29 protein-coding genes are annotated in these 24,210 nt (G+C 65.5%); 28 read left to right on the top strand and 1 reads right to left on the bottom strand.

The features are described from left to right. The first annotated feature begins 7 nt into the window (after positions 1 to 7). The 14 genes from AC5P7E_RS12625 (at position 8) to AC5P7E_RS12560 (ending at position 7,709) form a co-directional block, all read left to right on the top strand. Positions 8 to 394: a helix-turn-helix domain-containing protein gene (locus AC5P7E_RS12625; protein WP_004154592.1), complete on the top strand. Its 387-nt coding sequence runs from the start codon at positions 8 to 10 to the stop codon at positions 392 to 394. Then, positions 391 to 570 carry a hypothetical protein gene (locus AC5P7E_RS12620; protein ID WP_004154591.1) on the top strand — a complete coding sequence of 60 codons (180 nt, stop codon included), beginning with the start codon at positions 391 to 393 and terminating at the stop codon, positions 568 to 570. The genes AC5P7E_RS12625 and AC5P7E_RS12620 overlap by 4 nt, the downstream gene beginning before the upstream one ends. Positions 571 to 721: 151 nt before the next feature. Further along, positions 722 to 2,188 carry a toprim domain-containing protein gene (locus tag AC5P7E_RS12615; RefSeq protein ID WP_005412418.1) on the top strand — a complete coding sequence of 489 codons (1,467 nt, stop codon included), beginning with the start codon at positions 722 to 724 and terminating at the stop codon, positions 2,186 to 2,188. Between the two features lie 165 nt (positions 2,189 to 2,353). Then, positions 2,354 to 2,602 carry a hypothetical protein gene (locus AC5P7E_RS12610; protein WP_005412417.1) on the top strand — a complete coding sequence of 83 codons (249 nt, stop codon included), beginning with the start codon at positions 2,354 to 2,356 and terminating at the stop codon, positions 2,600 to 2,602. A 10-nt stretch (positions 2,603 to 2,612) separates the two neighbouring features. After that, entirely contained in the window at positions 2,613 to 3,263 is a 651-nt protein-coding gene (locus AC5P7E_RS12605; protein WP_005412416.1) for a Gabija anti-defense Gad2 family protein, read from the top strand. Positions 3,264 to 3,275: 12 nt separating this feature from the next. Next, positions 3,276 to 5,150, top strand: a complete 1,875-nt coding sequence (locus AC5P7E_RS12600) for a DNA polymerase (RefSeq protein ID WP_049417451.1) — start codon at positions 3,276 to 3,278, stop codon at positions 5,148 to 5,150. Beyond that, positions 5,132 to 5,470, top strand: coding sequence for a hypothetical protein (locus AC5P7E_RS12595; RefSeq protein ID WP_050483582.1), 339 nt, complete (start codon positions 5,132 to 5,134; stop codon positions 5,468 to 5,470). Before AC5P7E_RS12600 ends, AC5P7E_RS12595 begins: the two co-directional genes overlap by 19 nt. Then, positions 5,467 to 5,832 carry a hypothetical protein gene (locus AC5P7E_RS12590; protein ID WP_005412414.1) on the top strand — a complete coding sequence of 122 codons (366 nt, stop codon included), beginning with the start codon at positions 5,467 to 5,469 and terminating at the stop codon, positions 5,830 to 5,832. Before AC5P7E_RS12595 ends, AC5P7E_RS12590 begins: the two co-directional genes overlap by 4 nt. A 28-nt stretch (positions 5,833 to 5,860) precedes the next feature. Next, entirely contained in the window at positions 5,861 to 5,986 is a 126-nt protein-coding gene (locus AC5P7E_RS12585; protein WP_005412413.1) for a hypothetical protein, read from the top strand. After that, complete coding sequence (locus tag AC5P7E_RS12580; protein ID WP_005412412.1) at positions 5,983 to 6,231, top strand: hypothetical protein; 249 nt, start codon at positions 5,983 to 5,985, stop codon at positions 6,229 to 6,231. Before AC5P7E_RS12585 ends, AC5P7E_RS12580 begins: the two co-directional genes overlap by 4 nt. Beyond that, positions 6,228 to 6,539, top strand: a complete 312-nt coding sequence (locus AC5P7E_RS12575) for a hypothetical protein (protein WP_043033722.1) — start codon at positions 6,228 to 6,230, stop codon at positions 6,537 to 6,539. The genes AC5P7E_RS12580 and AC5P7E_RS12575 overlap by 4 nt, the downstream gene beginning before the upstream one ends. Then, positions 6,536 to 6,685: a hypothetical protein gene (locus AC5P7E_RS12570; protein WP_005412410.1), complete on the top strand. Its 150-nt coding sequence runs from the start codon at positions 6,536 to 6,538 to the stop codon at positions 6,683 to 6,685. The genes AC5P7E_RS12575 and AC5P7E_RS12570 overlap by 4 nt, the downstream gene beginning before the upstream one ends. After that, complete coding sequence (locus tag AC5P7E_RS12565; protein ID WP_004154583.1) at positions 6,682 to 7,515, top strand: hypothetical protein; 834 nt, start codon at positions 6,682 to 6,684, stop codon at positions 7,513 to 7,515. Before AC5P7E_RS12570 ends, AC5P7E_RS12565 begins: the two co-directional genes overlap by 4 nt. Next, the gene (locus tag AC5P7E_RS12560) at positions 7,503 to 7,709 is read left to right on the top strand and encodes a hypothetical protein (RefSeq protein ID WP_005412408.1); all 207 of its coding nucleotides are present in this window, start codon (positions 7,503 to 7,505) and stop codon (positions 7,707 to 7,709) included. The genes AC5P7E_RS12565 and AC5P7E_RS12560 overlap by 13 nt, the downstream gene beginning before the upstream one ends. Before the next feature lie 25 nt (positions 7,710 to 7,734). On the opposite strand, the gene AC5P7E_RS12555 is transcribed toward AC5P7E_RS12560, so the two are convergent. Next, positions 7,735 to 8,043: a hypothetical protein gene (locus tag AC5P7E_RS12555; RefSeq protein WP_032961816.1), complete on the bottom strand. Its 309-nt coding sequence runs from the start codon at positions 8,041 to 8,043 to the stop codon at positions 7,735 to 7,737. A 68-nt stretch (positions 8,044 to 8,111) separates the two neighbouring features. On the opposite strand from AC5P7E_RS12555, the gene AC5P7E_RS12550 reads away from it, so the two are divergent. The 14 genes from AC5P7E_RS12550 (at position 8,112) to AC5P7E_RS12485 (ending at position 24,188) form a co-directional block, all read left to right on the top strand. Beyond that, positions 8,112 to 8,648 carry a deoxynucleotide monophosphate kinase family protein gene (locus tag AC5P7E_RS12550; protein WP_004154581.1) on the top strand — a complete coding sequence of 179 codons (537 nt, stop codon included), beginning with the start codon at positions 8,112 to 8,114 and terminating at the stop codon, positions 8,646 to 8,648. 64 nt (positions 8,649 to 8,712) lie between these two features. Next, positions 8,713 to 8,892, top strand: coding sequence for a hypothetical protein (locus AC5P7E_RS12545; protein ID WP_005412407.1), 180 nt, complete (start codon positions 8,713 to 8,715; stop codon positions 8,890 to 8,892). A gap of 20 nt (positions 8,893 to 8,912) precedes the next feature. Continuing rightward, positions 8,913 to 9,065, top strand: coding sequence for a hypothetical protein (locus tag AC5P7E_RS12540; protein ID WP_005412406.1), 153 nt, complete (start codon positions 8,913 to 8,915; stop codon positions 9,063 to 9,065). Further along, on the top strand, positions 9,058 to 10,614 hold the full coding sequence (locus AC5P7E_RS12535) for a portal protein (protein ID WP_005412405.1): 1,557 nt from the start codon (positions 9,058 to 9,060) through the stop codon (positions 10,612 to 10,614). The genes AC5P7E_RS12540 and AC5P7E_RS12535 overlap by 8 nt, the downstream gene beginning before the upstream one ends. 16 nt (positions 10,615 to 10,630) lie before the next feature. After that, complete coding sequence (locus AC5P7E_RS12530; protein ID WP_004154577.1) at positions 10,631 to 10,774, top strand: hypothetical protein; 144 nt, start codon at positions 10,631 to 10,633, stop codon at positions 10,772 to 10,774. After that, on the top strand, positions 10,774 to 11,559 hold the full coding sequence (locus tag AC5P7E_RS12525) for a capsid assembly protein (protein ID WP_005412404.1): 786 nt from the start codon (positions 10,774 to 10,776) through the stop codon (positions 11,557 to 11,559). Before AC5P7E_RS12530 ends, AC5P7E_RS12525 begins: the two co-directional genes overlap by 1 nt. Positions 11,560 to 11,585: 26 nt before the next feature. Beyond that, on the top strand, positions 11,586 to 12,539 hold the full coding sequence (locus AC5P7E_RS12520) for a major capsid protein (protein WP_005412403.1): 954 nt from the start codon (positions 11,586 to 11,588) through the stop codon (positions 12,537 to 12,539). A 99-nt stretch (positions 12,540 to 12,638) separates the two neighbouring features. After that, positions 12,639 to 13,229 (top strand): phage tail tubular protein A, encoded by a 591-nt coding sequence (locus tag AC5P7E_RS12515; protein ID WP_005412402.1) that lies wholly within the window; start codon positions 12,639 to 12,641, stop codon positions 13,227 to 13,229. Beyond that, positions 13,229 to 15,361 (top strand): phage nozzle protein, encoded by a 2,133-nt coding sequence (locus AC5P7E_RS12510; RefSeq protein WP_005412401.1) that lies wholly within the window; start codon positions 13,229 to 13,231, stop codon positions 15,359 to 15,361. The genes AC5P7E_RS12515 and AC5P7E_RS12510 overlap by 1 nt, the downstream gene beginning before the upstream one ends. Continuing rightward, complete coding sequence (locus AC5P7E_RS12505) at positions 15,358 to 15,831, top strand: hypothetical protein (RefSeq protein WP_005412400.1); 474 nt, start codon at positions 15,358 to 15,360, stop codon at positions 15,829 to 15,831. Before AC5P7E_RS12510 ends, AC5P7E_RS12505 begins: the two co-directional genes overlap by 4 nt. Positions 15,832 to 15,863: 32 nt before the next feature. After that, positions 15,864 to 16,262: a virion core protein, T7 gp14 family gene (locus AC5P7E_RS12500; protein ID WP_032961812.1), complete on the top strand. Its 399-nt coding sequence runs from the start codon at positions 15,864 to 15,866 to the stop codon at positions 16,260 to 16,262. Between the two features lie 3 nt (positions 16,263 to 16,265). Next, positions 16,266 to 18,440, top strand: coding sequence for a hypothetical protein (locus tag AC5P7E_RS12495; protein WP_032961810.1), 2,175 nt, complete (start codon positions 16,266 to 16,268; stop codon positions 18,438 to 18,440). A gap of 6 nt (positions 18,441 to 18,446) precedes the next feature. Next, positions 18,447 to 21,611 carry a hypothetical protein gene (locus AC5P7E_RS12490; RefSeq protein ID WP_005412397.1) on the top strand — a complete coding sequence of 1,055 codons (3,165 nt, stop codon included), beginning with the start codon at positions 18,447 to 18,449 and terminating at the stop codon, positions 21,609 to 21,611. 39 nt (positions 21,612 to 21,650) lie between these two features. Continuing rightward, the gene (locus AC5P7E_RS12485; protein ID WP_005412396.1) at positions 21,651 to 24,188 is read left to right on the top strand and encodes a phage tail fiber domain-containing protein; all 2,538 of its coding nucleotides are present in this window, start codon (positions 21,651 to 21,653) and stop codon (positions 24,186 to 24,188) included. Positions 24,189 to 24,210 lie beyond the last annotated feature (22 nt).

Genomic DNA, 24,210 nt, shown 5'->3' with positions numbered 1-24,210 from the left:
ACCCAACGTGAAACCGCTGCCCCCGCAAACCCAGGTCGTCCTGGATCACCTGCGTCGCCACTCGCACCTGACCTCGTGGCAGGCCGAAGGCGTCTACCGCATCCGCCGCCTCGCCTCGCGCGTCGATGAGCTGCGCGCTGCTGGCTTCGAGATCGAAACGCAGACCTGCGAGGACGCCTCGGGGCAGCGGTACACGCGCTATCGCCTGTCGCGCCGTCAGCGCCGCAGCAAGGCTCCGCTCCTGGAAGCGCGCCGCGCTCCGAAGCAGTACCGCGTCGATGCGCTGCTCCAGCTGTATCGCAACTACTGCACCGACGAGCTGGGCCTCGACGCCAACGATGCGACCGAAGAAGTCGCCGCATTCACCAAGTTCCTGCTGGAGAAGAACGCATGACCAACACCGCTACCACCGTCATTCCGTCCGCGATGCGCCTGGCTTTCGAGCGCGCATGGGCGCGCGCCGACAAGCCGTTCCGCGGCCTGGGCCGCACCGTCAAGGGTGCGCTGAATCGTCGCCTCGGCATTTCCTACCGCAAGCGCATGTGGTCCGTGGAGCGTGCAAAGCGCTGACTCCGAATACCTCCACAAAGAGCCGTGCCCGAACTGCGGCAGCAAGGACAACCTTGCGCGCTACAGCGACGGGCACGGCTACTGCTTCGGCTGCGGTCACTACGAGCCAGCCGAAGGCGAGGAGGTCTCTCAACCCACCAGCAGGAAAACCATGAGCGACTTTGCGAAGGGTGAACCGCAAGCCCTGGCGAAGCGCGGTATCACTGAGGAAGCATGCCGTAAGTACGGCTACTGGATCGGCAAGGACAAGCACGGCAAGACCGTGCAGATCGCCAACTACAAGCGCGATGGCGGCATCGTCGCGCAGAAGCTCCGCTACCCCGACAAGAAGTTCTCATTCATCGGCGACTCGAAGGCGTGCGGGCTGTTCGGCCAGCACCTCTACGAACCGGGGCGACGCCTCGTCATCACCGAAGGCGAGATCGACGCGCTCTCCGTGGCGCAGGCACTCGGCCTCCGCTGGCCGGTGGTGTCCGTTCCGAACGGAGCGCAAGGCGCGGCCAAGTCCATCAAGCGCGAGCTGGAGTGGGTCAACGGCTTCGACGAGGTTGTGCTCATGTTCGACATGGACGAACCGGGCCAAGCCGCCGCGCAGGAAGTGGCGCTGCTGCTGACTCCCGGCAAGGCCAAGATCGCACAGCTCCCGGCGAAAGACCCGAACGAGCTGCTCCAGCGTGGCGATGCCGAGGCGATCACCCGCGCCATCTACGAAGCGCAGACCAAGCGCCCCGATGGAGTGGTGACGTTCGGCTCCCTCAAGGAGAAGGCACTCAAGCCGGTCTCGATGGGCATGCCTTGGCACGACCCGCGCCTCACCGCGCTGACCTACGGCAAGCGGTACGGCGAGGTCTACACCTTCGGCGCGGGCACCGGCATCGGCAAGACCGACTGGCTGATGGAGGAAGCAGCCTTCATCGCGCAGGAAACCGGCGACCGCGTTGGCCTGTTCTTCCTGGAGCAGCAGCCGGTCGAGACGGCGAAGCGCATGGCAGGCAAGGTTGCTGGCCGCCGCTTCCACGTCCCCGATGGGAGCTGGACGCAGGAGGAGCTGGAAGCCGCGTTCGAGATTCTCGACAAGGGCCAGGTGTTCATCTACGACCACTTCGGCTCGTCCGAGTGGGACGTGATCGAAGCCAAGATGGCCCACATGGTCGTCGCCGAGGGCGTCAAGCACATCGTCCTCGACAACCTCACGTCGTTTGCAGCCGGTGCCGAGGACGAGCGGAAGATGCTGGAGGACACGATGGCGAAGATCGCGCAGTTCGCGCAGCGCCACCTCATCTGCATCTACCTGGTCTCGCACCTCGCCACGCCGGAAGGCAAGCCACACGAGGAAGGCGGGCGCGTGATGCTCCGCCACTTCAAGGGCAGCCGCGCGATTGGCTTCTGGACGCACTTCGCGTTCGGCCTGGAGCGCAACACGCAGGCCGAGAACGAGGCCGAGCGCAACTGCACGACCTTCCGCGTCCTAAAGGATCGCTTCACCGGCCAGTCGAACGGCCAGGTTCTCTACTACAGCTACGACCACGCATCCGGCCGCCTGCTCAATGCAGATGCTCCGGGCGAATACGGCGACTTCGCCGACGAGTCATCCGATGTATCCACCTCCGACTACTGACGGCCGCTCGGTCGTCGGCTTCATCCCAGCTGATGCGCCGCTCTCCTTCGCTGAGAGCCTCGTTCTCCCCTACCAACTCCCGCGCTCCGACCAAGCCTGCCGTGTCATGTACGGCAAGCCTGGGCGGCGCGTGGTCATCCACATCAAAGCCGAGGAACTACCCCAATGAAAGAGATCGTCGCCATCGCAATCGACCTGCTGACCGCTCCGTTCCGCAAGGACACCGTGACCGACGTGGTGAAGGTGCTGGAGGGCCAGGTGGACAAGCTGTTCAAGATCAGCGCCGACCGCATCGCCACCGCATCGACGCTGCGCGACAAGGCCGATGTCCTGCACTCGCAGGCCGACGAGCACGAGGAAGAAGCCGAGCGCGCCCTGCGCGTCGCCGAGCGCTTCACCAACCTGATCCGCTAAGGGACCAACCATGACTGCCGAGCAACACGCTCGGTCCCTGTTCGACGTGTTGCCGGCCGAAGTCCGCCACCTGGTGATCCTGGGTGGCGGAAGCCTGCGCGCGTTCTACGACGGGACCGAAATCAAGGACATCGACTGCTTCTTCGTGTCACTGGCGAGCTACACCTACGTGGCCGCGTACCTGAGCGGCCGTAACGACTGGACCAGCGAGGCCGCTCCGAACGGCATCCGCAACTTCCGCTCGCCCGAGGGTCACCTCGTGAGCCTGATCGGCTTCGAGTTCGGTACGCCGCACGAGCACTGCGCCCGGTTCGATCTGCGGTGCTGCGCCCACGTCGCCATCTACGAACCCAGCACCGACGAGGTGGTGGTCGTATCCCTCGAAGGCGCGGTTGCCGACGCATCGGAGAAGCTGCTGTTCGTGCTGAACAACAACGGCACCGAGCGCACCATCCGCCGCATCACGCACTACGTCGAGGATTACGGCTACACGCTGCATCCCGACCAGCCCGAGCAGGACGAACTGTTCGAGGACGACGACTTCCCCGGCCACGCGCCGCAGGGCGTCCACACGCCGCCGAAGGCCCCCGAGCCGGAGTACATCCTCCGCGCCCGCCGCCGCGTCCGCGCAATCCCCGTAACCAACCACGGCTACCCGTAAGGAGGACCGCCGTTGATCCTCGTATTCGACTGCGAGACCAATGGCCTCCTCGACGAACTTGACACGATCCACTGCATTTCCCTCCAAGAGGTAGATGAGACCGGCGCACCGCGCGGTCCCATCCTGTCCGCCAACGATCACGGCACGGGCGAAATGACAGTCCGTCAGGCCGTCGAGAGGCTCAAGAAGGCCAAGCGCGTTGTCGGCCACAACATCGCCGGATTCGACATTCCGGCTATCGCCAAGGTGTTCCCGGACTTCAAGGTCCAGGCGTACTTCGACACGTTGCTGATGTCCACGCTGGTCTACCCGGACCTCAAGGACCGCGACTTCAAGGCCCGCAAGAAGCAGGGAGCGAACCCGGTGTTGCCGGGCAAGCTGATCGGCCGCCACGCCCTCGAAGCGTGGGGCTACCGCCTCGGTCGCTGGAAAGGCGACTACGCGGCGCAGATGGCCGCACGCGGCCTCGATCCCTGGGCACAGTGGTCTCAGGAAATGGACGACTACTGCGACCAGGACGTTGCGGTCACGCAAGCGCTGTTCGCGTTGCTGATGAGCAAGGGCCTCCCTACCGAGGCCATCGAGCTGGAGCAGGCCGTCGCGCCGATCCTCTCGCGTCAGCAGCGCTACGGCTACCTGTTCGATCAGGAGAAGGCGCGTGAGCTGGAGTGCATCCTCGTGTCCCGGCGCACTGCGCTGGAGGCCGAGCTGCGCAAGGTCATTCCGCCGTGGAAGGTGGTGAAGCGCAAGTTCGTACCGAAGCGCGACGACAAGCGCCGCGGTTACGTCAAGGGCGTGGAGGTCACGACCTACAAGGACGTGGTGTTCAACCCGGCAAGCCGCCAGCACATTGCTGACCGCTTGACTGCAATGTACGGCTGGCAGCCCCAGGAGTTCACCGAGAAGGGCCAGCCGAAGATCGACGAAGAAGTCCTGGGCGCGCTCAAGTTCCCGATCATCCCGCTCCTGCTGGAGCACTTCATCGTCAACAAGCGCCTCGGCCAGCTCGCCGAAGGCGACGAGGCGTGGCTCAAGGCCATCAAGAAGGACGGCCGCATCCACGGCAGCGTGAATCAGAACGCAGCGGTGACCGGCCGCATGACGCACTCGAAGCCGAACATCGCTCAGGTGCCGAAGGTCCAGCACTCGAAGGAGAAGGGAATCCTCAAGGGCCAGGAAGGCGGCTACGGATTCGAGTGCCGCTCGTTGTTCTGCGTCCCAACAGGGAAGCTCCAGGTCGGCGCGGACGCCTCGGGATTGGAGCTGCGCTGCCTGGCGCACTTCATGGCAAAGCACGACGGCGGCGAGTACGCCAAGGTCATCCTCGAAGGCGACATCCACTCCGTCAACCAATCGGCGGCAGGACTGCCAACCCGCGACAACGCCAAGACCTTCATCTACGCCTTCCTCTATGGGGCAGGCGACGCGAAGCTCGGCTCCATCGTTGGCAAGGGTCGCCAGGCCGGGGCGAAGCTCCGCTCGAAGTTCCTGGCCGGGCTGCCTGCGCTGGAGAAGCTGGTACGCGGGGTCAAGAAGCGCGCGGCCGAGAAGGGATACCTGATCGGTCTCGACGGCCGGAAGCTGCACATCCGCAGCGACCACGCCGCGCTCAATACCCTGCTCCAGTCGGCCGGTGCGCTGGTGATGAAGAAAGCCCTGGTGATCCTCGACGCCGACCTGCAAGCCGCAGGGTTGGTGCCGGGCGTCCACTACGAGTTCCTCGCCAACGTCCATGACGAGTGGCAAATCGAAGTGGACGAGGACAAGGCCGAGTTCGTGGGCAAGACCGCCCAGGCTGCCATCCGCAAGGCTGGCGATTACTTCGGCTTCCGCTGTCCGCTCGATGGCGAGTTCAAGATCGGAAGGAATTGGGCCGAGACGCACTGACCCGCGGCAAGCGGGACATTGCACTCGCCCTGGTGCGCCAAGCGAAACGCCGGGCAGCTAGGAAGGGACTGCCGTTCGACCTCACGTCGGACGACATCGTGGTCCCCGACTTCTGCCCGGCACTGGGCATCCCGCTGTACCGCGCTGTCGGGCGCAAGGCCCAAGGCCCCAACTCACCCACGCTCGACCGCATCGAACCTGACCTCGGCTACGTCCGGGGCAACGTGCGCGTGATCTCCGCACGCGCGAATCAGATCAAGTCCGACGCGACTCCCTCGGAGCTTCTGCGAGTCGCCTGTTACGTCCAAGAGAACCGATGAACCCAACCAACATCCTGCGCGCCCTCGCGGCGCTGCTGGTCGTTGCCGCGCTCGCGGCAGGCGGCTTCGCAGCCTGGAAGTACACCGCAATGGCCCAGCGCGTGACGGAGCTGGAGGAGTCGGCAAAGGAACTGGCCGACCTCAAGCAGACCGTCGAGACCCTCAACCGCGAAGCCGTGCGCCGCTCTGCCTTCGATGCAGCGCTGCGGAACGCCCGCGCCACCACCAACCGCTCTGTGGAGATTGCAGCAAATGCTGACCCGGAAACTGGCGATTACCTGTCTCGCCGCATTCCTGACGAGCTGCGCCGCGCACACCTCGAAAGTCGTGCCGGAGCAGTTCCTCCAGCCGACCGTCATTGAGGGCACGCACTCCTCACTCGACGCCGTGATGGCTGACCCGACCACCACCACCTACGACCTCTACCGCTTCGGCGGCAACGCCGAGGACGGCCTCCAGCGTTGCAACGCCGACAAGGCGAGCGCCCTGGAAGTCCTCAAGGAATCGAACCGATGAACGAGAACCGGCTTCGCGTGCATTTCATTGGCGGCCCCGCTGACGGCGATGTCCGCGTGATCGATCCGTGTACCACCTACCGCGTGGCTGTGCTCGAACACCAGCCCGAGGTTCATGCCTACAACGCCAAGTGCCCGTGCTGCACCGAGCGCATGCTGCGCCCCGTGGAGTGGAGCACCGCGACCTACTTCATCCGCCGCGTTAGCGAGAAGTGCTGGGTCGCCGTACACGAGAGCATGGTATGAAGCGCGCTCTCCTGATCCTGGCGCTGTGTGCTGGCCTCGCTGCGTGCGATATGAAGCCCTGGCCGCCGAGTGCGGACTATGGCTCGTGCCTGAAAGGGCACAGCGAGAACTCCTACATCATCATGTGGCAGTCGATGTGTACGGGGAACTCCTGCACGCAGATTCCGTACACCATCCCGACCACCGACTTCGTGTGCGACGAGCACGAGTACCCGCTCGGCGACGGCCCGGAGTACCAGGCCGGAATGAAGCGCTACGCCGCCGAGCTACAGGCGTGGTATGAGCGCCACCCGGAGAAGCGGCCATGACTTCCTACGTCACCTATCGGCCACCGCAGGCGGCCGGTTCCTGGGTCATTGGCGGCAACTTCTTCGTGCAGGTCCGGGAGCGTCCGAACTGGCTGCACCGCTGGTTCGCGCTGGCGTTCCTGGGATGGCAGTGGGTGGACGCATGAACAAGCGCGGCCCCCTGCTACTGATCGACGCCGATGTGCTGCGCTACCAGCTCGCGTTCTCGAACACCGCGAACATCGACTGGAACGGCGACGGCAACAAGGTCGAAGCGATCCAGCCCGAGCGCGCGAAGGCGAAGCTGGAGGACTACATCGACGAGATCGTCGAGAAGTTCGGCGCGCGTGATTACCTGCTGGCCCTGTCCTGCAAGAAGCACAACTTCCGCAAGGACATCGACCCAACCTACAAGCTCAACCGTGCCAGCAAGGACAAGCCTGCCCTGTGGTACGTGCTCGACGAGTTCGTCTACGACGAGTTCGGCGACAAGATCGTGGAGATCGAGAACCTGGAAGGTGACGACGTGCTGGGGCTGCTGGCCTCGCACCCGAATCCGAAGCGCGCGCCAGGCAGCCGCATCGTCGTGTCCATCGACAAGGACATGCAGACGATCCCCGGCATCCGTCTCTACAACCCCAACCGTCCCGACGTGGGCGTCCGGCCGATCTCGGCTCACGACGCTGACCTGTTCTGGATGAAGCAGGTGCTCACGGGCGACCAGGTGGATAACTACCCCGGCTTCCCCGGCATCGGCCACAAGGGCGCGGACGAGCTGCTCATGCCCATCCACGAGGCGTACCGCGATGCGTCCGTCGAGGAGCACCTCGGCGCGCTGTGGAACACCGTCGTCACCACCTACACCACCCGCATCCCCCGCGGCGGCACCGAGCCGCTGTCGAAGCACGATGCGATCCGCCAAGCACGCCTCGCGCGAATCCTGCGCTACGGCGACTACAACCCCAAGACCAAGGAAGTGAAGCTGTGGAAACCCTGATCCTGTTCATCACCATCGTCGCCGTGCTGGCCGTGCTGTTCGCCTTCGTCGCCTACGGCGCTGCCTGGCTGTGGTGGCGCAGCCTCAACACCCTCGAACGCACCCTGTACCGCTCGGCTGGCAGCGTCAAGCTGTGGCCGGCCGCTGTCGGCGTTGCTGGCGCGGCTTGGCTGATCGCCCGGTGTTTCGCCTGACGACAACCAAGCCACCTGATCCTGCTTACCGCAACTCGTCCACGTAGAACTGCTTCCAGTGTGCAATCTCTGACGGATTCCGACTTACGGGTTCTCGGCTATTGAAAACCCAAAGCTGGATCGCCTTCGGCGTAGTCAACGTTTCATACGTGCAGCTGAACTCAGTGAGCTTATCTGTGATGAGCTGCTTGGCCGCATCGTAGCGCTCTCGCTGAATTCCTTGTGCTTGCCCTGATGCCACGAGCGCATCCATCGCCTCCTGTAGGCCATAGAGCTTCTGTGCAAGCTCAGAGATTTCCGCTCCGTTTGTGTTACTCGGCGTAGAACTCGCCATACCTGTCTCCTTCCATAACGAACACGAATTGTACCCGGCTAAGGCCGGGTTTCTCTTTTGGAGTCCCCATGAAGATCATCGGAATCACCGGCCGCGCCCGCAGCGGCAAAGACACCCTGGCCGAGTTCCTGGTCAGCGACCACGGCTTCGTGAAGCTGTCCTTCGCGGCCCCGATCCGCGCCTTCGTGGCGGACATCACCGGCCTGCCGGTGTCCGCGATGGAGGACGGCCCGCTCAAGGAGGAGCCGCTCGACTGGCTCAACGGGCAGACCCCGCGCCGCCTGATGCAGACCGTGGGCACCGAGTGGGGCCGTGAAATGATCGACCGCGACCTGTGGGTCAAGGTGGTCGCGCAGAAGATCCGTCAGGCCCGCCGCGACGGCGCTGCTGGCGTCGTGGTGTCGGACGTTCGCTTCGACAACGAGGCGCAGTTCATCCGTGAGTGGGGCGGCCAGGTGGTCCAGGTGCTCCGCGACAGCGCGGCCCCGGTCTCGGCGCATGCCTCCGAGGCAGGCGTCCACGGCGACCTGATCGACACCGTGATCGACAACAACGGCCCGATCCACCGCCTGCGGATGGTCGCGGAATCGCTGGCCCGACTCTAAGGGTTTAGTGGTCATCATCGGGGGAAACGACAGTTTCCCCACCTATTCATAACCCAGGAGTTCTATGCAAATCCCTCTGCACTCCTACGACCTGATCGACCTCCTGGACGAACTGCACCCCGAAGTGATCTACGACCCCGCCAAGCCGAAGGAGGAGTTCCTGCTCCGGCAGGGCGAGCGCCGCCTGATCCTCCGGCTAAAGGCGCTGCGGAAGGTCGAGCAGATGGAGCACCGCGCCCGCTAATCATGTGCAGCAAGCCCAACATGCCGGACCAGCAGGAGAAAGACCCGATCCTGCTGACCCGCCAGGACACCCAGCCGACCGGCCACGCGGCCGATCAGCGGCGTAAGTCCAAGGTCCGACTGGACCTGAACAACGCAACGCAGTACCAAGGACTGACCATTCCGAATGGCTGACGCCAAGCAGACCTCGGCCGAGAAGCAGACGGCCGCGAAGCGCTACGGCGATCTCAAGTCCAACCGCAAAGAAGCCGAGACGCGCGCCAAGCGCTGCGCCAAGGTTACCCTGCCCCGCCTGTGGGTGGACGAGGGCGCGAAATCGCGTACCCCCGGTTCCGCCTACATCGACACCGGCCCGAAGTGCGTCAACGCCCTGGCCTCGAAGATCGTGCTGGCCTGGCTCCCGCCGAACGCCTCGGTGTTCAAGCTCGCGCCTGACCAGGCAGTCGCCGAGAACATCGCCGAGCAGGCTGGCGTGGAGACCTCCGAACTGGAGGCCGCGCTGGTGGACGTGGAGCGGGTCATCGTCAACGACCTGGAGACCAGCGGCGTCCGCCCGGTCCTCAGCGAGGCGGCCAAGCACGCCATCGTCCTCGGCAATTTCCTGCTCTACGACCCCGACGAGGGCAAGCCTAAGCTGTATCCGCTGACCTCCTACGTGACCGACCGCGACGGCCTGGGCAACGTGCTGGAGATCATCACGCTCGACAAGATCGCCCCGGCCATGCTGCCGGACTCGATCCGCGCGGCGGTGATGCAGAAGCTCGCCCAGGAACGCGACGAAAAGACCAAGAACGACGACGTGAACCTCTACACCTGGGTGCGTCGCTCGGAAGATGGCAAGGAGTGGGAAGTGGTCCAGGAGGTCGAGGGCGTCGAAGTCCCCGAGACCGTGGGCACCTACCCCATCGACGCCTGCCCGTGGATTCCCCTGTGCGCGCCGCCGTCCCTCGTGGACGACTACGGCGAGGGCTTGGTCTACGACTACGTGGGCGCGTTCGAGTCGCTGGAGGCGCTGCGCAAGGCGATCCGTAAGGGTGCCGCCGCGCTGGCGAAGATCATCATGTTCCTCAAGCCGACCTCGACGATCCGCGAGCGCCAGCTCACCGAGGCCGAGTCCGGCGCGGTGCTGCGTGGCGAGGCCAGCGACGTGACCACGCTCCAGCTCCAGAAAGCCTACGACCTGAACTTCGTGCGTCAGGAGGCCGAAGGGCTGGCGAACTCGCTGGAGCTGATCTTCGGCGTGAAGTCCGCCGTGCAGCGCCCCGGCGAGCGCGTGACCGCCTACGAAATCCGGGTGCTCACCCAGGAACTCGACGACGCCCTCAGCGGCTTCATGGCGATGTCGGGCGAGCAGCTCTTGCTGCCGCTGATCCGCCGCCGCCTGCACAAGCTCCAGAAGCAGGGTCGCCTGCCCGAGCTGCCGCAGGAACTCATCAAGCCGCGCATCACCGTTGGCATCGCCGCCCTCGGCCGCGGCCACGACCTGAACAAGCTGATCGAGTTCGGTCAGGCAGTGGATGCGCTTGTCGGCGCAGAGGAGAAGGCGCGCCGCCTCAACAGTGGCGAGGCGATCTCCCGACTGGCCGCCGCTTCCGACATTTCCACCAAGGGCCTGATCCGCTCCGACGACGAGCTTGCTGCCGAGCAGCAGGACGCCTCGGCGCAGGAGGCGATGGTCCGTGCCGCTCCGAATATCGCCTCAGCGATGACCCAAACCCCGTAACCCCGAGAAGGACGCAATGTCGAACGAAACCACCGAGAAGCCCGCCAAGCCGACCAAGGAAGCCCCGAAGGCTCCGAGCGTCGAGCGTAAGGGCAAGGCCGAGATCACCCGCAAGACGAACGGCCTGGTCATCGTCAACTACAAGCCCGAGGACAAGTAATGTCGCAGCCGGGCAAGTCCGAAGTGACCGTCAGCCTTGACGGCATCAACGGCCAGCCGACCCCAGGTCAGCAGCCGCCGCAGAACTCCCAGGACACCCAGCAGCCCGCACCGGGCGCGCAGGGTGGCACCGATGGCGAGCGCCTGTTCGGCGGCAAGTACAAGACCGTGGAGGAGCTGGAAGCCGCCTACGCACAACTGAGCACGCCAGCCGACGACAAGGGTGGCAAGGGCGGCCCCGCGACCATCGACGACGCCACCGCGGATGACGCGCGTGACGCCTTGGCGCGGGCTGGCCTGAACCTGGACGACTTCGCCACCGAGTTCAACTCGAACGGCTCGCTGTCCGAGGAGAGCTACAAGAAGCTCCAGGACGCGGGCTATCCGAAGGAGCTGGTGGACGTGTACGTCGATGGCCTGCGCGCTCGCGTGCAGACCTACGAGAACGCCGTCTACTCGCCCGCAGGTGGCAAGGCCGGTTACGACGGCCTGGTCCAGTGGGCTAAGACCAACCTGAGCGCCGAGCAGAAGCGGGCGTTCAACGAAGCGGTGCAGTCCGGCGACGCCGGCCGCGCAGCGCTGGCAGTCCAGGGCCTCGTCGCCCTCCGTGGCGGCAACGGCCGCCTTCTGAATGGCAAGACCGCATCGAACGCCGATGCAGGCCCCAAGCCGTTCCAGTCGCAGGCGCAGGTCGTCGAAGCGATGCGCGATGTGCGCTACCACCGTGATCCGGCTTACCGCGCGGAAGTCTCCGCCCGCCTGGCCGTGTCGCCGCTGTTCAAGTAATCCACTCAACCTCAAGCAAGGACTAAATGTCGGACGCAATCCCCTCCCGCCTGGGTCAAGCCCAGGCCAACGGCGACGCCTGGGCGCTGTTCAAGCAGAACTACACTGCTGAAACCATCACCAGCTTCGTCGAGAACTACAAGCTGGACGGCCGCGTGTCGGTGCGCAACATCGAGAGCGGCAAGTCCGCCTCGTTCCCGAACGTCGGCACCATCGGCTCCGAGTACCATGTGCCGGGCACCGAGATCAAGGGCCTGGTGGTCGAGCACAACGAGACCATCATCACCCTCGATCCGATGCTGATCTCGCACGCCTTCATCGCCAACATCGACGAGGCGATGAACCACTACGACGTGCGTTCCGAGTACACCCGTCAGCAGGGTGCGGAGCTGGCGCTCAAGCGCATGCAGAACGAGCTGCGCTGCGCGATCCTGGCCGCTCGTACCACCGAAGGCAAGGTCGAAGGCCAGCCGGGTGGTGCCATCATCAAGGCCGCCACGATGGCCTCCGATCCGACCGTGCTGGCCGATGCGTTCCGCAACGCCCGCATGCTGTTCGACGAGAAGCTGCTGCCGGACAACCCGCAGGAGTTCACTGGCGCACTGGCCCCGGCTCAGTGGTATCTGCTGACCGAGAACAAGGACTTGATCGACCGCGACATCAACGCGGAATCGAACGGCTCCTACGGCCAGGCGATCATTTCCTCGGTCGCCCGCATCCCGCTGGTGAAGATCAACGCGATGCCGCGTGTCGATGAGTCGGCCCTGGCCTCGATCCCGGCCAAGTACCGCGGCAACTTCGCGGACACCGTGGGCGTGATCTTCCACCGCTCGGCGGTCGGCACCCTCAAGCTGCTGGACCTGTCCCTGGAGGACGTGTACCAGGGCGAGAAGCAGGGCACCCTGATGCTGGCGAAGTACGCGCTGGGTCACGGCATCCTGGCTCCGCGCGGTGCCATCGAGCTGTCGAAGGCCCCGTAAGCAATACCGCGCCGTTGGGCAAATCCCGCGGCGCTTCAATCTCTCTCCATCTACGGGGGACATCCACATGGGTGTCCCCCGTTTTTTTGCCCCGAATCCATGAACCTCGAACTCACTCCGACCACGGAACTCGAAGCCGTCAATGTGCTGCTCGGTGCTATCGGCGAAGCGCCGATCAGCGACCTCGAAGCGCTCGGCAACCTGTACGCCTCGCAGGCGCGCGACACCCTCCGCGCGGTGAGCCGCGAGGTCCAAACCGCTGGCTGGTGGTTCAACACCAGCGAGTCGTTCACCTTCACGCTCAACGCGGAAGGCAAGGTGCTGCCGCCGCAGTCGATCCTCAAGCTCGTCCCCGCACGCGGAAGCGAGCCGCTGGTGATCCGAGGCACGCGCCTCATCAACCCGCTCACCCTCGCCGACACGTTCTCGTCGGCCCCCACCGCCGACTTCGTGACCTGGTTCCTCGCCTACGAGGAGCTGCCCGAGTCGGCCCGCCGCTACATCGCCGTGCGCGCTGCGCGTCTGTTCCAGACGAGCGTGCTGGGTAGCGACCAGCTCTACGTGTTCACCGAGAAGCACGAGGAGGAGGCATACCTCATCTTCGCGCAGGAGCACGCCGACTTCACCTACGCCCGCGGCCACAACTTCCTCAGTGGCTCGACGGACGTGTCTGATATTTGGGACCGCTGATGCCGCTAATCACGGGGGACTATCCCTCGTTCCTGGGAGGCGAGTCGCAGCAGGACGATACCGTCCGCTCGCCGAACCAGCTCACCAAGGCGATCAACGCCTGGCTGCATGCCGCAATGGGCGCTGGCAAGCGCCCGCCCGCCGAGTTCGTTGCTGGCCTTGGCGTCACCCTCGATCACGACTGTGCCTTCCACTCCATCGTCCGCGATGAGAACGAGCGCTACATCGTCGCCGTGGGTCACCGCAGCATCCGCGTGTTCGACCACGAGACCGGCAAGGAATACACCGTCAACGCCACGGGCGACGCGCTCAACTACCTGGACACCCAGGGACAGCGTGCGTGGTCGTGCTTCGCGCTGGCGACGTTCTCCGACACCACCTTCATCGTCAACCGGCTGGTAGACGTGAAGCAGAGCGATGAGCTGTCGCCCGGTTCGCTGTACGGATCGGCGCAAACGATGTCCGACCTGCCGAAGCCCGGCGACAAAGGCTCGGCCGTTGTGCCGACCGGCGCGATCTACAACATCATCGGCTCGTCCGAATCGCAATTCGACGACTACTACGTCCAGAAGCAGTCCTCCTCGGTCTACCTGGAGGTCGCCCGGCCGGGCATCAAGCACCGCTTCGATGCCAAGACGATGCCGCACATCCTCAAGCGCATCCCCGATCCAGTGCATGCGGACGGCTTTTGGTTCTCCTTCGGTGGACCGGAGTGGACCGCGCGCCTCGCGGGTGACGAGCAAAGCAACCCGTTCCCGTCCATCGACGGCCAGCGCATCCGCGAGGTGTTCAAGCACCGGGACCGCCTAGGCTTCCTGGCCGGGGAGAACGTGCTGATGTCCGAGGTCTCCGATCCGTTCAACCTCTGGCGCACTTCGGTGACCCAGGTGCTCGACGCCGACCCCATCGACGTGAGCGTCAGCGGGTCTAACGGCGTCACCACGCTCTACCACGCAGTCCCGTTCCAGTCGGCCCTGTTCCTTGCCGCTGCGGGCGGCCAGTTCCTCCTGACCGCCGAGCCGTACCTGGCCGCCAAGAACGTCAAGAGCGATCCGGTCAACAGCTACAGCAGCTCGCCGTACATCCGGCCGAAGCTGATGGGCGAGTCGCTGTACTTCACCGAGGACAGCGGCGCATACGCCAGCGTGCGCGAATACTTCATCGACGACCTGTCGGTGACCGGCGACGCCGCCGACGTGACGGCGCATGTGCCCAAGCTGATGCCGGGCCGCATGCGAGCGATGGCGAGCGCAAGTGGTGCCGACTGCGTGTTCTTCGCTCCTGACGAGCCGACCGACGCGCAGCTCTACGTCTACTTCGTCCGCTGGATCGGCGACGAGAAGCAGCAGTCCGCATGGACGCGCTGGTCAATCTCCGGCGTCGGTCGCATCGTCCACATGCACGCCATCAACGACGTGCTGTACGCCGTCGCGGAAGCCCCAGGCGGCGGCTGCGAGCTGCTCAAGTTCCGCATGGTGCTCAACCAGCACGACACGGATGCCACGGGCGACTACAACTTCCTGCTCGACCGCATGCTGGTGGTGCAGCCCACCTATCAGCAGTTCGGCAACGAGACCTGGATCGACCTGCCCTACATCGTGCCCGATGGCATGACGGTCACCGTCCTCAAGACGGACGACTGGCAAGACCCCGGCGCGTACCTGGACATCACCAAGGCGCGCTGGGACAACGCCCGCACCCGCCTTGCGCTCCCCGGTAACCACACCGAGGGCCGCGTGGTCGTCGGCATGGACTACGAGCACCGCCTCACCCTGACCAAGCCCATCGTTCGCGGTGGGCAGAACCAGGCCGTGCTGGTGGGCCGCACGCAGGTGCGTGACATCGAGGTCGCCTACAAGGATGGCGCGTACTTCGAGCTGGAGGTCGAGCAGCACGGCAATGGCCGCGTCGAGACCTACGTGGCGTCGCACTCCGGTGCGTACACCGCGCGCGTCCTCAACGACTCGGTGTTCCGCACCAGCGCCCCGACGTTCCACTCCGGCTCTCGCCGGTTCCCCGTGCTGGGCGACGCCAACAGCGTCCGCATGCACCTCGTCAACCGCCTGCCGTTCCAGTGCTGGTTCCAGTCAGCACAGTGGCGCGGCATGTTCGTCTCCCGCAGCCGAGTATGACCCTGACCTATCGAAGCCCCACCGCCAGCGACATCCTCCACGTCGCCGAGAACATGCGGCAGGAGGACATCCTGGAGGTGGCGGCTTCGCATGGTCACACCCCGCTCCAGGCGCTCGCATTTGCAGTGACCGCGAGCGACCGCAGTTTCGCCGCGATGCACGACGGTTCCCCCGTGTGCATCTTCGGCTTCAGCCAGCACGCCGAGGGTATCGCCTCGGTTTGGCTGCTGGGCACCGACGCCCTGGTGGCTCCCACGTTCTGCCGCACGTTCCTCCGAGAAGCTCGGCGGATCAGCGACGAGTGGTCGGCCACCTTCGGCACCATCTTCAACTTCGTCGATGTCCACGCCGTCACCACGCGGCGATGGCTCGGCTGGCTTGGCTTCCGCGAGAGCGGCGTCGAGTCCGCCTACGGCTTCGCCAAGACACCCTTCGTCCGAGTAACCAAGACCCCATGTGCAACCCCGTAGCAGTCCAGGTCGGTATCGCCGCAGTCAGCGCGATGGCGACCATGTACGGCCAGGATCAGAACAACAAGGCCATCGAGGAAGCCGCGGAGCGTCAGCAGGAGCAGATCAACGACCAGGCCGCCGAGCGCACCCAACAGCGCATGGAGGAGGCCCGCGCACTGCGATCCGCGATGCGCGCCTCCGCAGCAGAAGCGGCAGTGTCCGGCAACTCGGTCGAGCTGCTGGCGAACGACATCATGGCCCAGGCTGGCCGTGACGTGGCCCTCATCGAGAAGAACCGCAGGAACGGAGTCGTCGAAAGCGGCTCCGAAGCACGCGCTCGTATCCGCACCGGCAATGCCGAGGCGCTGGGCGGCGTGATGCAGTCAGGCGCGAATGCCTACAGCAACATCCAAACCTACAAGCGCTATTCCATTCCCGGAGACGAGTAACCCGTGGCTCGCACGAAACCCCAAGAGATCATCCGCCGCGCGCAGGTGCCGCAGCGTCTCGCCGAGCGCCCCGTTCTGGCGGTGCAGGCTGACCAAGCGTCCTCCGCTGGTGCCGGTGTCCTCTCTCGCACCGCCGCTGCGGTGCTGACGCGCGTCTCGGATTCCGTCAACTCGCAGATGATCTCAAACAGCCGCGAGCAGTACAGCGCCGCGGCGACCCAACGTATGCAGGAGGACGCCGAGGGTACGCCCCGGCAGGCCGAGGACTTCGTTGCCCAGCAGTCGGAGTCATGGCGTCGCGGCTACCTCAAGGCAGACGGCATCATCCGCGTCCGCGACTGGCAGATCGAAGCGGCCAAAGAGATCGCCAAGGCCGAACCCGGCACCGACATCGAGCCGCTCATCAAGGAGCGGATGGCTGCGCTGACGCAGAACCCCGAGTTCCAAGACCCGCAGGTCCGCAAGGCCCTGATGCCGGTCGCCATGCGCGCCGCGCAGCAGGTCCGCCAGCAGTGGCAGGCCGACTCGATGCGGGAAATGCTGGTCCGGCAGAAGGAGTCGCTGACCGCGATCATCCGCGACGGCATCAAGGGCGGCACGTTCCTCACTTCCGAGGGCATGAACGGCCTGTACGCGATGCTGGACCAGGAGGAGTACGCCTATCTCAACAAGCGCGACGTGGACGAACTCTACGTCGAGGCCGCCAAGGAGGAGCTGGCCGCAGGCAACCGCGATCCTCAGTCGATCCTGGCGTTCCTGGAGCAGGACCGCGGCGACGGCCAGCCCGGCTTGATGAACACCGAGCACGGCGACGAGCTGCGCGCGGCGGCTGCCGCTGGTGCCCGCGTGATCGCACACCGCGAGGACGAGGCACGCAAGCAGGCGATGGCCGAGGCAGAGTGGACGCTCCAGGGCCTCGCGGATCGCGGCCAGCTCACCCACAAGACCATCGACACCTGGGCCAGTAAATTCGGCCTGAGCGGTGGCGACCTCCAGTCCTTCAAGCGATACTGGAACAACCAGCAGGAGCAGACGCTTCGCCGCTGGGAGCAGGAAGCGAAGGAGCGCGCCCGAGAGGAGCGCATCCGCAAGCTGGTAGCCGGGGGCAATCCCTACGAGATCAGCGACGCCGACCTCAAGAAGCAGGCCGGTAAGGAGTGGGAGGAAACCCCGCAGGCCGCACGCGGCCAGGTGCTCCAGAAGTGGGCACGGCAGGGCATCGTCATCCCCCAGCTCGAACGCATCCTCAAGCGCGCTGACCCGGCGTTCCAGGAGAACTTCCAGAACGCCGCGACGCTGTACGAACAGCTCCGCAAGGTCTCGCCCAAGTACGCCGATACGGTCGCTGGCGGCGAGGCTGCCGCAATGCTGGACCAGTACCTCTACGACACCCGGCGCAGCGGTCAGTCTCACCAGGAGGCCGCTCGCGTCCTGACGCAACCGAAGCGGGAAGTCGAGGAGGCCCGCTCGGTCATCAACGACACCTGGAAGTCCGGCATCAAGGACTACCTGGAGATCGACGGCAAGCCGCGTGACCCGCGTGAGCTGCACCGCATCCGCCAGGAAGCCGAGCGCATCGCCTCGCGTGGCGGAGTGTCCGGCGAAGCTGCCATCCGTGCAGCGGTCGGTCAGATCGACGCCCAGCGCACGACCGTCAACGGCCGCCGCGTGCCAAACATCGGCATGCCGCAGGGTGCCGAGCCAGCGGTAGACGAGCTGATCCAGACGGTCGCGCGCAAGCTCGGCCGCGACCCGGATGAGCTGTCGGCCCTGCCCAATCCCCGCAATCCGGGGCAGTGGCAGATCGTCGGCCCCGACAACTGGCTGATCCCTGACCCGGACACCGGCCGCGCCATCGGTTTCGACCCGCGTGCCATCGCGGCACAGCACCAGCGCTGGAAGGGAGACCTTGCGGAATCCCAGGCGCGTCGTCGGGTCGAGCAGCGCACCACCTGGGCGGACCAGTCCCGGAACATCCGCGACCTGCGCTCGCAGTCGGCGACCACGGAAGTCCCTGCGGCCATCGCCAAGCGCGACGCCAGCGCCGCCGAGGCTCCCGCCTTCGAGCTGCCCAAGTTCGACCTCACCAAGCCGCTGGTTCCCAACGCGGGCACCAAGCAAACCACCACCACCCCGGCAGTCCCCGAGGACTTCCTGGAGTACCTGACGAGGAAGTAAGACCGCATGTTTGAATCCCTACCCGGCGCAGACGAGAACATCGTCAAGCCGGCAACCCAGCAGCCCATCGTGCAAGCCGTGCGCGAGCGCAAGGAGCAGCGAGAGGCCGCGGAGCGCCGGAAGGATCAGACGACCGTATGGGACGGATGGGGCGCTGCCCAGGCAAAGGGCGGCATCGGCTTCATCGACCGCTTCATCACCGAGCTGGGCTACGAGCCGCAGCAGGGCTATCGCATTCCCGCAGACGCGCGCAAGCGCTGGGAGTCGATGGGCCTGCGCCCGGAGCAGTGGGAGCTGTTCGGCCGGGCCACGTCCGACGAGCACCTCTCCTATCTGGAATCCGTGGCCTTTATGAATCAGATGGCGGACGACGACCTGGCGCAGTTCGGCCTGGGCGGACAGATCGCCCTCGGCTTCACCGACCCGGTGGCAACCGGCCTCGATCTCGCCACGGGCGGCCTGGGGTACGCAGCCAAGGCCGGACGCCTCGCCAACGCGGTGCGTTCCGGTCTACAGGCTGCGGGCACCTCCGCGCTGATGTCGGCCGCAACCTCCACCTACGACCCCGAGCAGACGCTCGCGGATGGCGTGCAGAGCGCCGCCCTGTCGTTCGCGTTCGGTGGTGCCCTCGGCGCTCGCCGGGGTGCCCTGTTCGACGGCGAGGTGAAGCCTGACGTGGTGAAGCGGCTGGCCGGTGACGACTCGCTGTCCGCCGCCCGCGTGGCAGGCACCGCCGCCAACGACCTCACGCCAGGCGTCCTCCCGCTGCGCAACGAGAGCGCATTCGAGCAGGAGTTCACCGACAAGGCGCTGGTCAACGCGCACATCACGCCCCACTTCGCCACCGTCCGCCGCGACCTTGCTGCCCGCATGGGTAGCGCCAAGTCGCCGCTGGTGCGCGAGGCGGGCCGCCTGCTGTTCCGCGATGGCGTCGGCTACACCGATCGCTCCGTCGCGGTCCAGGAGTCCACCAGCGAGTTCGCCAAGCGCCACCTGGCCGTCATGGAGACGGAATGGCGGAGCGGAGTGAACGCCGCATGGGACGCCTACAAGCAACGGACAGGCACCCATTGGTGGAACTTCTCCGAGCGCGCAAAGTTCAACGAGGAGGTCGGCCGTGCCGTGCGCGGTGCGCCTGACGTATCACCGGAAGCCGCCAAGGCGGCCGGCAGCGTCGCCAAGGCGATGCGCGATGCGCTCAAGCTGGCGCAGGACAGCAACCTCGACGGCTTCGCCAACGTGGCGCAGAACGGCAGCTACCTGCCGCGCTACTGGAGTGGCAAGGGCTTCAAGCGCCTGTTCGGCGAGATGCAGCTTCACCAGGACGACGTGATCGAGCAGCTCATCAAGCCCGCCATGCGTCGCGCCTGGGAGGCCACCACCGACGAAGGCGACGAGATCGACGACGAGCTGCTCGGGGCGGTTGCACGCTCCTACCTCAAGCGCGCCCAAGCGAACTTCGAGGGCGACGGGATGGACCTGCTGGTCCGCCCGCTGGACAGCGATTCGGTCGAGGAGATCGGCAACATGCTGACCGAGGCGGGCGTCTCGCCCGTGCGGTCGCAAGAGCTACTGTCCAAGCTGGAGCGCAAGACCTACGAGTCGGGCAAGCTCGACCGCGCGAAGAAGCGCATCGACCTCGACGAGACCTACTCCACCACCATCCGCAACGAGGCTGGCGAGGACGTGCAGGTCTCGATGGCCGACCTGTTCGACAACGACGTGGACTCGGTGATGACCCGCTACATGCGCGAGATCACCGGCTGGTCGGCGCTGTCGTCGAAGGCTGGCATCAAGAACCGCGCACAGCTCGACCGCTTCGTGTCGAAGCTCAAGAGCGACGCCCGCAAGTCCGGCGACGACGTGAAGGACATCGAGCGCCTGATCGACATCGGCCTCAAGTCCACCTTCGGCCGCAGCACCGAACTCGATCCCGCCAGCCGAGGCGCACGCTACGCGCGGTTCCTGCGCAACTGGAACTTCGCCCGCGTGATGAACCAGGTCGGCTTCTCGCTGTTCGCCGAGCTTGGCCCGACCATCGCGCATGCCGGTCTCCGCAACTTCTGGAACTCCGTGGGTGCCGCCCGCGACTTCCTGGTGCGCGGCGCTGACGGCAAGCTGTCCTCGCAGGAGGCGCGCGTCATGGAGCGGCTGTTCGCACCCGGCACCGACTGGCTGCGCAACCCGCCGTTCCTGCGCCTGGACGAGGATGCGCTAGTGCCGCAGACGTTCAACGTCAAGCACGGCGAGAAGATCGACAACGCGATGAACATGGCGACGCACGTCACCTCGGTCGCATCCGGCATGGCCCCGATCAACACGATGCTCCAACGCATCGCCGGTCGCGCCACGCTGCTGCGGCTGCTGGACATGGCGAACGCCAAGAAGCTGTCGGACGCCGAAGTGGCCCGCCTGCGCACCTGGGGCCTCGACGAGAAGGCCCAGGCCGACGTGTTCGGCTACCTCAAAGGCAAGCGGCAGATCGAGCAGATCGACCCGGACAAGCTGCCGTTCCAGACGCGCGAGCGCATGGCGGCCTTCCTGTTCCGCGTGACGCGACACCAGGTTCTCGAAGGTGACGCCTCGGACAGCATCGAGCTGATGCACTCCACCACCGGCCGCATCGTCACGCAGTTCCGCAGCTTCATGGTCAACAGCTACACCCGCCACTTCCTGAACTCCGTCCACCACTACGACGACTGGCGCACCTACGCGATGGTCGTGCTGTCCACTTCGGCAGCAGGCATGGGCTGGGCGGCTCGCACGTACATCAACACTGCGGGCAACCCCGAACAGCGGAAGAAGCAGCTGACGCAGGAGAACTTCTACAAGAACGCTGTCGCGCAATCGAGCTGGTCGAACGTGATCCCCGCGGTCACCGACGCCGTGTGGGCGGACGCCTTGGGTAACGACCCGGTGTTCGCCAACAACCGCTCGACCGGCCTGGAGAACGGCGTGATGGGCATCCCGTCCATCGACCTGTTCAACAAGGTCTACGGCAGCACGCGGATGATCGGTTCGGCCATCCGCGACGATGAGGAGATCACCGAGAAGCAGATGCGCGACTTCTGGAAGATTTGGTGGTTCAACAACATGACGGGCGTCCGCAACATCGCGGATCAAGCCCTACAGCAGTTCCCTGACCGCAAGGACGGGACTGATCGACCGTAACCAGGAGGCCCTTCGGGGCCTCCACCTTTTTGAGGACGCATGATCGAACTATCGCGCGGCCTTTCCTTCGTGCTCTACACCTACGAGGGAGGCCCTACGCGGTTCACCGTGCCGTTCCCGTACATCGCCCGCGAACACATCCGGGCGTTCGTCGGTGAACCGGACGCGGCCCGCGCTGTCTCCGTGTCGTGGGTGGACGCCAGCACCATCGAGATTCCGTCGCAGGATGGCGTGCTCGACGCACCCTACACTGTGACCATCCGGCGATTCACGCCGATTGACGCCCTCCTGGTCAACTACAAGGAAGGCGCAAACCTCCCGGCGCGCGACTTGTCCAAGTCGTTCCGCCAACTGCTGTACGCACACCAGGAACTCGCCGAGTTCGGTGGTGGCAGCGGCCTCCCCGGTGGCGGCCCCGGTAACCCCGGTGGCGACCCGGACCTCAACGCAATCATCGAGCAGCTCCTCCGCTCGCCAGCACTGCAAGACCTGCTGACCCGCATCGACCTTATCGACGTGAACGCCGAGGCGATCCTGGAGGAAATCATGCGCTCGCACGAGTTCTTCGACGTGCAGCGCGACTATGGCGACAAGATCAGCACGGCCACCCACGAGATCGGACTGCTGACCGAAGGCAACAAGGTCATCGCGCAGCAGATCATCGACCTGTTCGCGCGGGTGGACTACGGCGAGCAAAGTAGCCAGGCACGATTCCTGGAGGTCAATCGCGCCATCGCTGACGAGCGCTCCGCGCGCGTCGAGGCGATCACCGAGCTGCAAGGCCAGGTGGTCGAGAACGGCAAGACGATCTCCGCAGCGCTCAACCAGCGCATCGACGAGGTGGAGAGCACCACCGAAGCGGCGCGTGCGGCCACCGAGCAGCGCCTCGGCGCAGAGATCGAGGACAGCGCGGCGCAGGTCCGCACCGCGGTCATGGCCGAGGTTGACGCAACCAAGGCCCGCGTGTCCGACGTTGAGACGGCAGTAGTCCGCCACGGCGAGAACATCGCTGGCCTGGCCGAGACCACCGAAGCCCTGACGGACGCCGAGGGTGCCAACACGGCATTCCGACAGCAGATGGCGGCCAGCTACGGCGCGAACGTGCCGCAGGGGATTGCCAATGAGATCGACGGCCAGGTGTCGGCGGTTTCGGCCGCCTTCGAGCAGCGCATCGACACCGAAGCGTCCGCGCGCGAAGCCCTGGCTTCCCAGGTATCCACGCTGGAGACCAGCACCGCGCCGACGATCTTCTCGGACGCGCAGCCCTCCCCGCCCGCTGGCGGCTTCAAGGTTCCGACCTTTTGGGTCAAGACCGTGCAGACCGGCGCGTACCTGACGCAGATTTGGGATGGCACCGGCTGGCGCAAGGCCGACCTGGATGTCACCTCTCCGACCGGCGCGCTGGTGCAGCAGCTCAACACCACCAAGATCACCGCCGAGCAGGCACAGGCCATCGCGGCCACGCAGGTCCAGGCGTTCAAGGACGGCGACTTCGCCACCATCCGGCAGGAGTTCAACGTGGTCGCCGGGCAGCACTCCGGCATGTACGGTCAGTGGCAGGCCAACTACTCGGTCAAGATCAACGCGGGCACCATCAACGGCGTCCCCGTGGTCGCCGGTATCGCCCTCTCCGCCAACCCGCAGACCGGCAGCGACTTCATCGTCACCGCGGATCGCTTCGCCTTCGTCCACCCGCAGTACACCTCGGGCGGCACCTTGGCGAGCATCAAGTATCCGTTCGTGATCGGCACTGTCGGCGGCCAGTCCACCGTGGGCATCCAGGGTGCGCTGGTGGTGGACGGGACGATCACTGCGGACAAGATCAGGGTGAACTCCCTGGCCGCGCTCACGGCAAACGCAGGCACGATCAACGGCGGCACGTTCAAGACCCACACCCTCGACGGCAACGGCAACATCGTCAACGCTGCCGAGTTCCGCGTGGAAATCTCCAACCTCGGCGACTGGCCCCTGTGGGTCGGCTCCGGCGCGAAGAACGCCAACAACGCGGTGTTCTACGTGGACCGCAACGGCGGCGCGTTCTTCCGAGGCCGCGTCAATGCTCCCAACATCGTTGGGCAGTTCCAGTCGGCGACCGGCGTGTGGTGGACCGGGGCAACGAGCCTCTGCTACCAGGCGGGCAACAACTTCATCCCGCTCGGCGATTGGGTGGCGATCCACGAGTTCTGGCTCGGCGCTCCGGTGCTGGCTGGCGAGGGTCATACGCCCTCCGTGTCGGTGACCGTCACCGCGAACACGCGCGTCTACGGGCTGCACGTCATCTTGGAGGAGCTGCGCGACTCTGTGTGGGTCGTCATCGCCTCGCACGAGCCGCCGATGTACCGCGCGTTGATTCAGCAGATGGGCGGCGACGGCAACACCTTCACCGCGTCCAACTTCTACACCTACGAGCAGTCGGTGACGCTCTCGGCGTCCGGCGCATGGACAGGCGGTGCCCGCGCATTCCGCGTGCGGTGCCGCGCATCCAGCCCGCCTCCGCAGGTCCACGGCTACGACGCCCCGGCCTACCCGAACTACCTCATCACGTCGATTGGCGGCTTCGCCTTCGGCATCCGATAACCCTCAGAGAGAACCCAAGCAC

Source organism: Stenotrophomonas sp. YJH_SMC_25 (genome assembly GCF_059369595.1).
Note: the sequence above shows the minus strand (reverse complement) of the source record. Positions and strands in the feature narration are given on the sequence as shown.

What these genes read in the sequence shown, in the direction of transcription:
- AC5P7E_RS12620 (WP_004154591.1), top strand. Translation starts at nt 391, where the DNA reads ATGACCAACACCGCTACCACCGTCATTCCGTCCGCGATGCGCCTGGCT.
- AC5P7E_RS12615 (WP_005412418.1), top strand. Translation starts at nt 722, where the DNA reads ATGAGCGACTTTGCGAAGGGTGAACCGCAAGCCCTGGCGAAGCGCGGT.
- AC5P7E_RS12610 (WP_005412417.1), top strand. Translation starts at nt 2,354, where the DNA reads ATGAAAGAGATCGTCGCCATCGCAATCGACCTGCTGACCGCTCCGTTC.
- AC5P7E_RS12605 (WP_005412416.1), top strand. Translation starts at nt 2,613, where the DNA reads ATGACTGCCGAGCAACACGCTCGGTCCCTGTTCGACGTGTTGCCGGCC.
- AC5P7E_RS12590 (WP_005412414.1), top strand. Translation starts at nt 5,467, where the DNA reads ATGAACCCAACCAACATCCTGCGCGCCCTCGCGGCGCTGCTGGTCGTT.
- AC5P7E_RS12585 (WP_005412413.1), top strand. Translation starts at nt 5,861, where the DNA reads ATGGCTGACCCGACCACCACCACCTACGACCTCTACCGCTTCGGCGGC.
- AC5P7E_RS12580 (WP_005412412.1), top strand. Translation starts at nt 5,983, where the DNA reads ATGAACGAGAACCGGCTTCGCGTGCATTTCATTGGCGGCCCCGCTGAC.
- AC5P7E_RS12575 (WP_043033722.1), top strand. Translation starts at nt 6,228, where the DNA reads ATGAAGCGCGCTCTCCTGATCCTGGCGCTGTGTGCTGGCCTCGCTGCG.
- AC5P7E_RS12570 (WP_005412410.1), top strand. Translation starts at nt 6,536, where the DNA reads ATGACTTCCTACGTCACCTATCGGCCACCGCAGGCGGCCGGTTCCTGG.
- AC5P7E_RS12565 (WP_004154583.1), top strand. Translation starts at nt 6,682, where the DNA reads ATGAACAAGCGCGGCCCCCTGCTACTGATCGACGCCGATGTGCTGCGC.
- AC5P7E_RS12555 (WP_032961816.1), bottom strand. Translation starts at nt 8,043, where the DNA reads ATGGCGAGTTCTACGCCGAGTAACACAAACGGAGCGGAAATCTCTGAG.
- AC5P7E_RS12550 (WP_004154581.1), top strand. Translation starts at nt 8,112, where the DNA reads ATGAAGATCATCGGAATCACCGGCCGCGCCCGCAGCGGCAAAGACACC.
- AC5P7E_RS12545 (WP_005412407.1), top strand. Translation starts at nt 8,713, where the DNA reads ATGCAAATCCCTCTGCACTCCTACGACCTGATCGACCTCCTGGACGAA.
- AC5P7E_RS12540 (WP_005412406.1), top strand. Translation starts at nt 8,913, where the DNA reads ATGCCGGACCAGCAGGAGAAAGACCCGATCCTGCTGACCCGCCAGGAC.
- AC5P7E_RS12535 (WP_005412405.1), top strand. Translation starts at nt 9,058, where the DNA reads ATGGCTGACGCCAAGCAGACCTCGGCCGAGAAGCAGACGGCCGCGAAG.
- AC5P7E_RS12530 (WP_004154577.1), top strand. Translation starts at nt 10,631, where the DNA reads ATGTCGAACGAAACCACCGAGAAGCCCGCCAAGCCGACCAAGGAAGCC.
- AC5P7E_RS12525 (WP_005412404.1), top strand. Translation starts at nt 10,774, where the DNA reads ATGTCGCAGCCGGGCAAGTCCGAAGTGACCGTCAGCCTTGACGGCATC.
- AC5P7E_RS12520 (WP_005412403.1), top strand. Translation starts at nt 11,586, where the DNA reads ATGTCGGACGCAATCCCCTCCCGCCTGGGTCAAGCCCAGGCCAACGGC.
- AC5P7E_RS12515 (WP_005412402.1), top strand. Translation starts at nt 12,639, where the DNA reads ATGAACCTCGAACTCACTCCGACCACGGAACTCGAAGCCGTCAATGTG.
- AC5P7E_RS12510 (WP_005412401.1), top strand. Translation starts at nt 13,229, where the DNA reads ATGCCGCTAATCACGGGGGACTATCCCTCGTTCCTGGGAGGCGAGTCG.
- AC5P7E_RS12505 (WP_005412400.1), top strand. Translation starts at nt 15,358, where the DNA reads ATGACCCTGACCTATCGAAGCCCCACCGCCAGCGACATCCTCCACGTC.
- AC5P7E_RS12500 (WP_032961812.1), top strand. Translation starts at nt 15,864, where the DNA reads ATGGCGACCATGTACGGCCAGGATCAGAACAACAAGGCCATCGAGGAA.
- AC5P7E_RS12490 (WP_005412397.1), top strand. Translation starts at nt 18,447, where the DNA reads ATGTTTGAATCCCTACCCGGCGCAGACGAGAACATCGTCAAGCCGGCA.
- AC5P7E_RS12485 (WP_005412396.1), top strand. Translation starts at nt 21,651, where the DNA reads ATGATCGAACTATCGCGCGGCCTTTCCTTCGTGCTCTACACCTACGAG.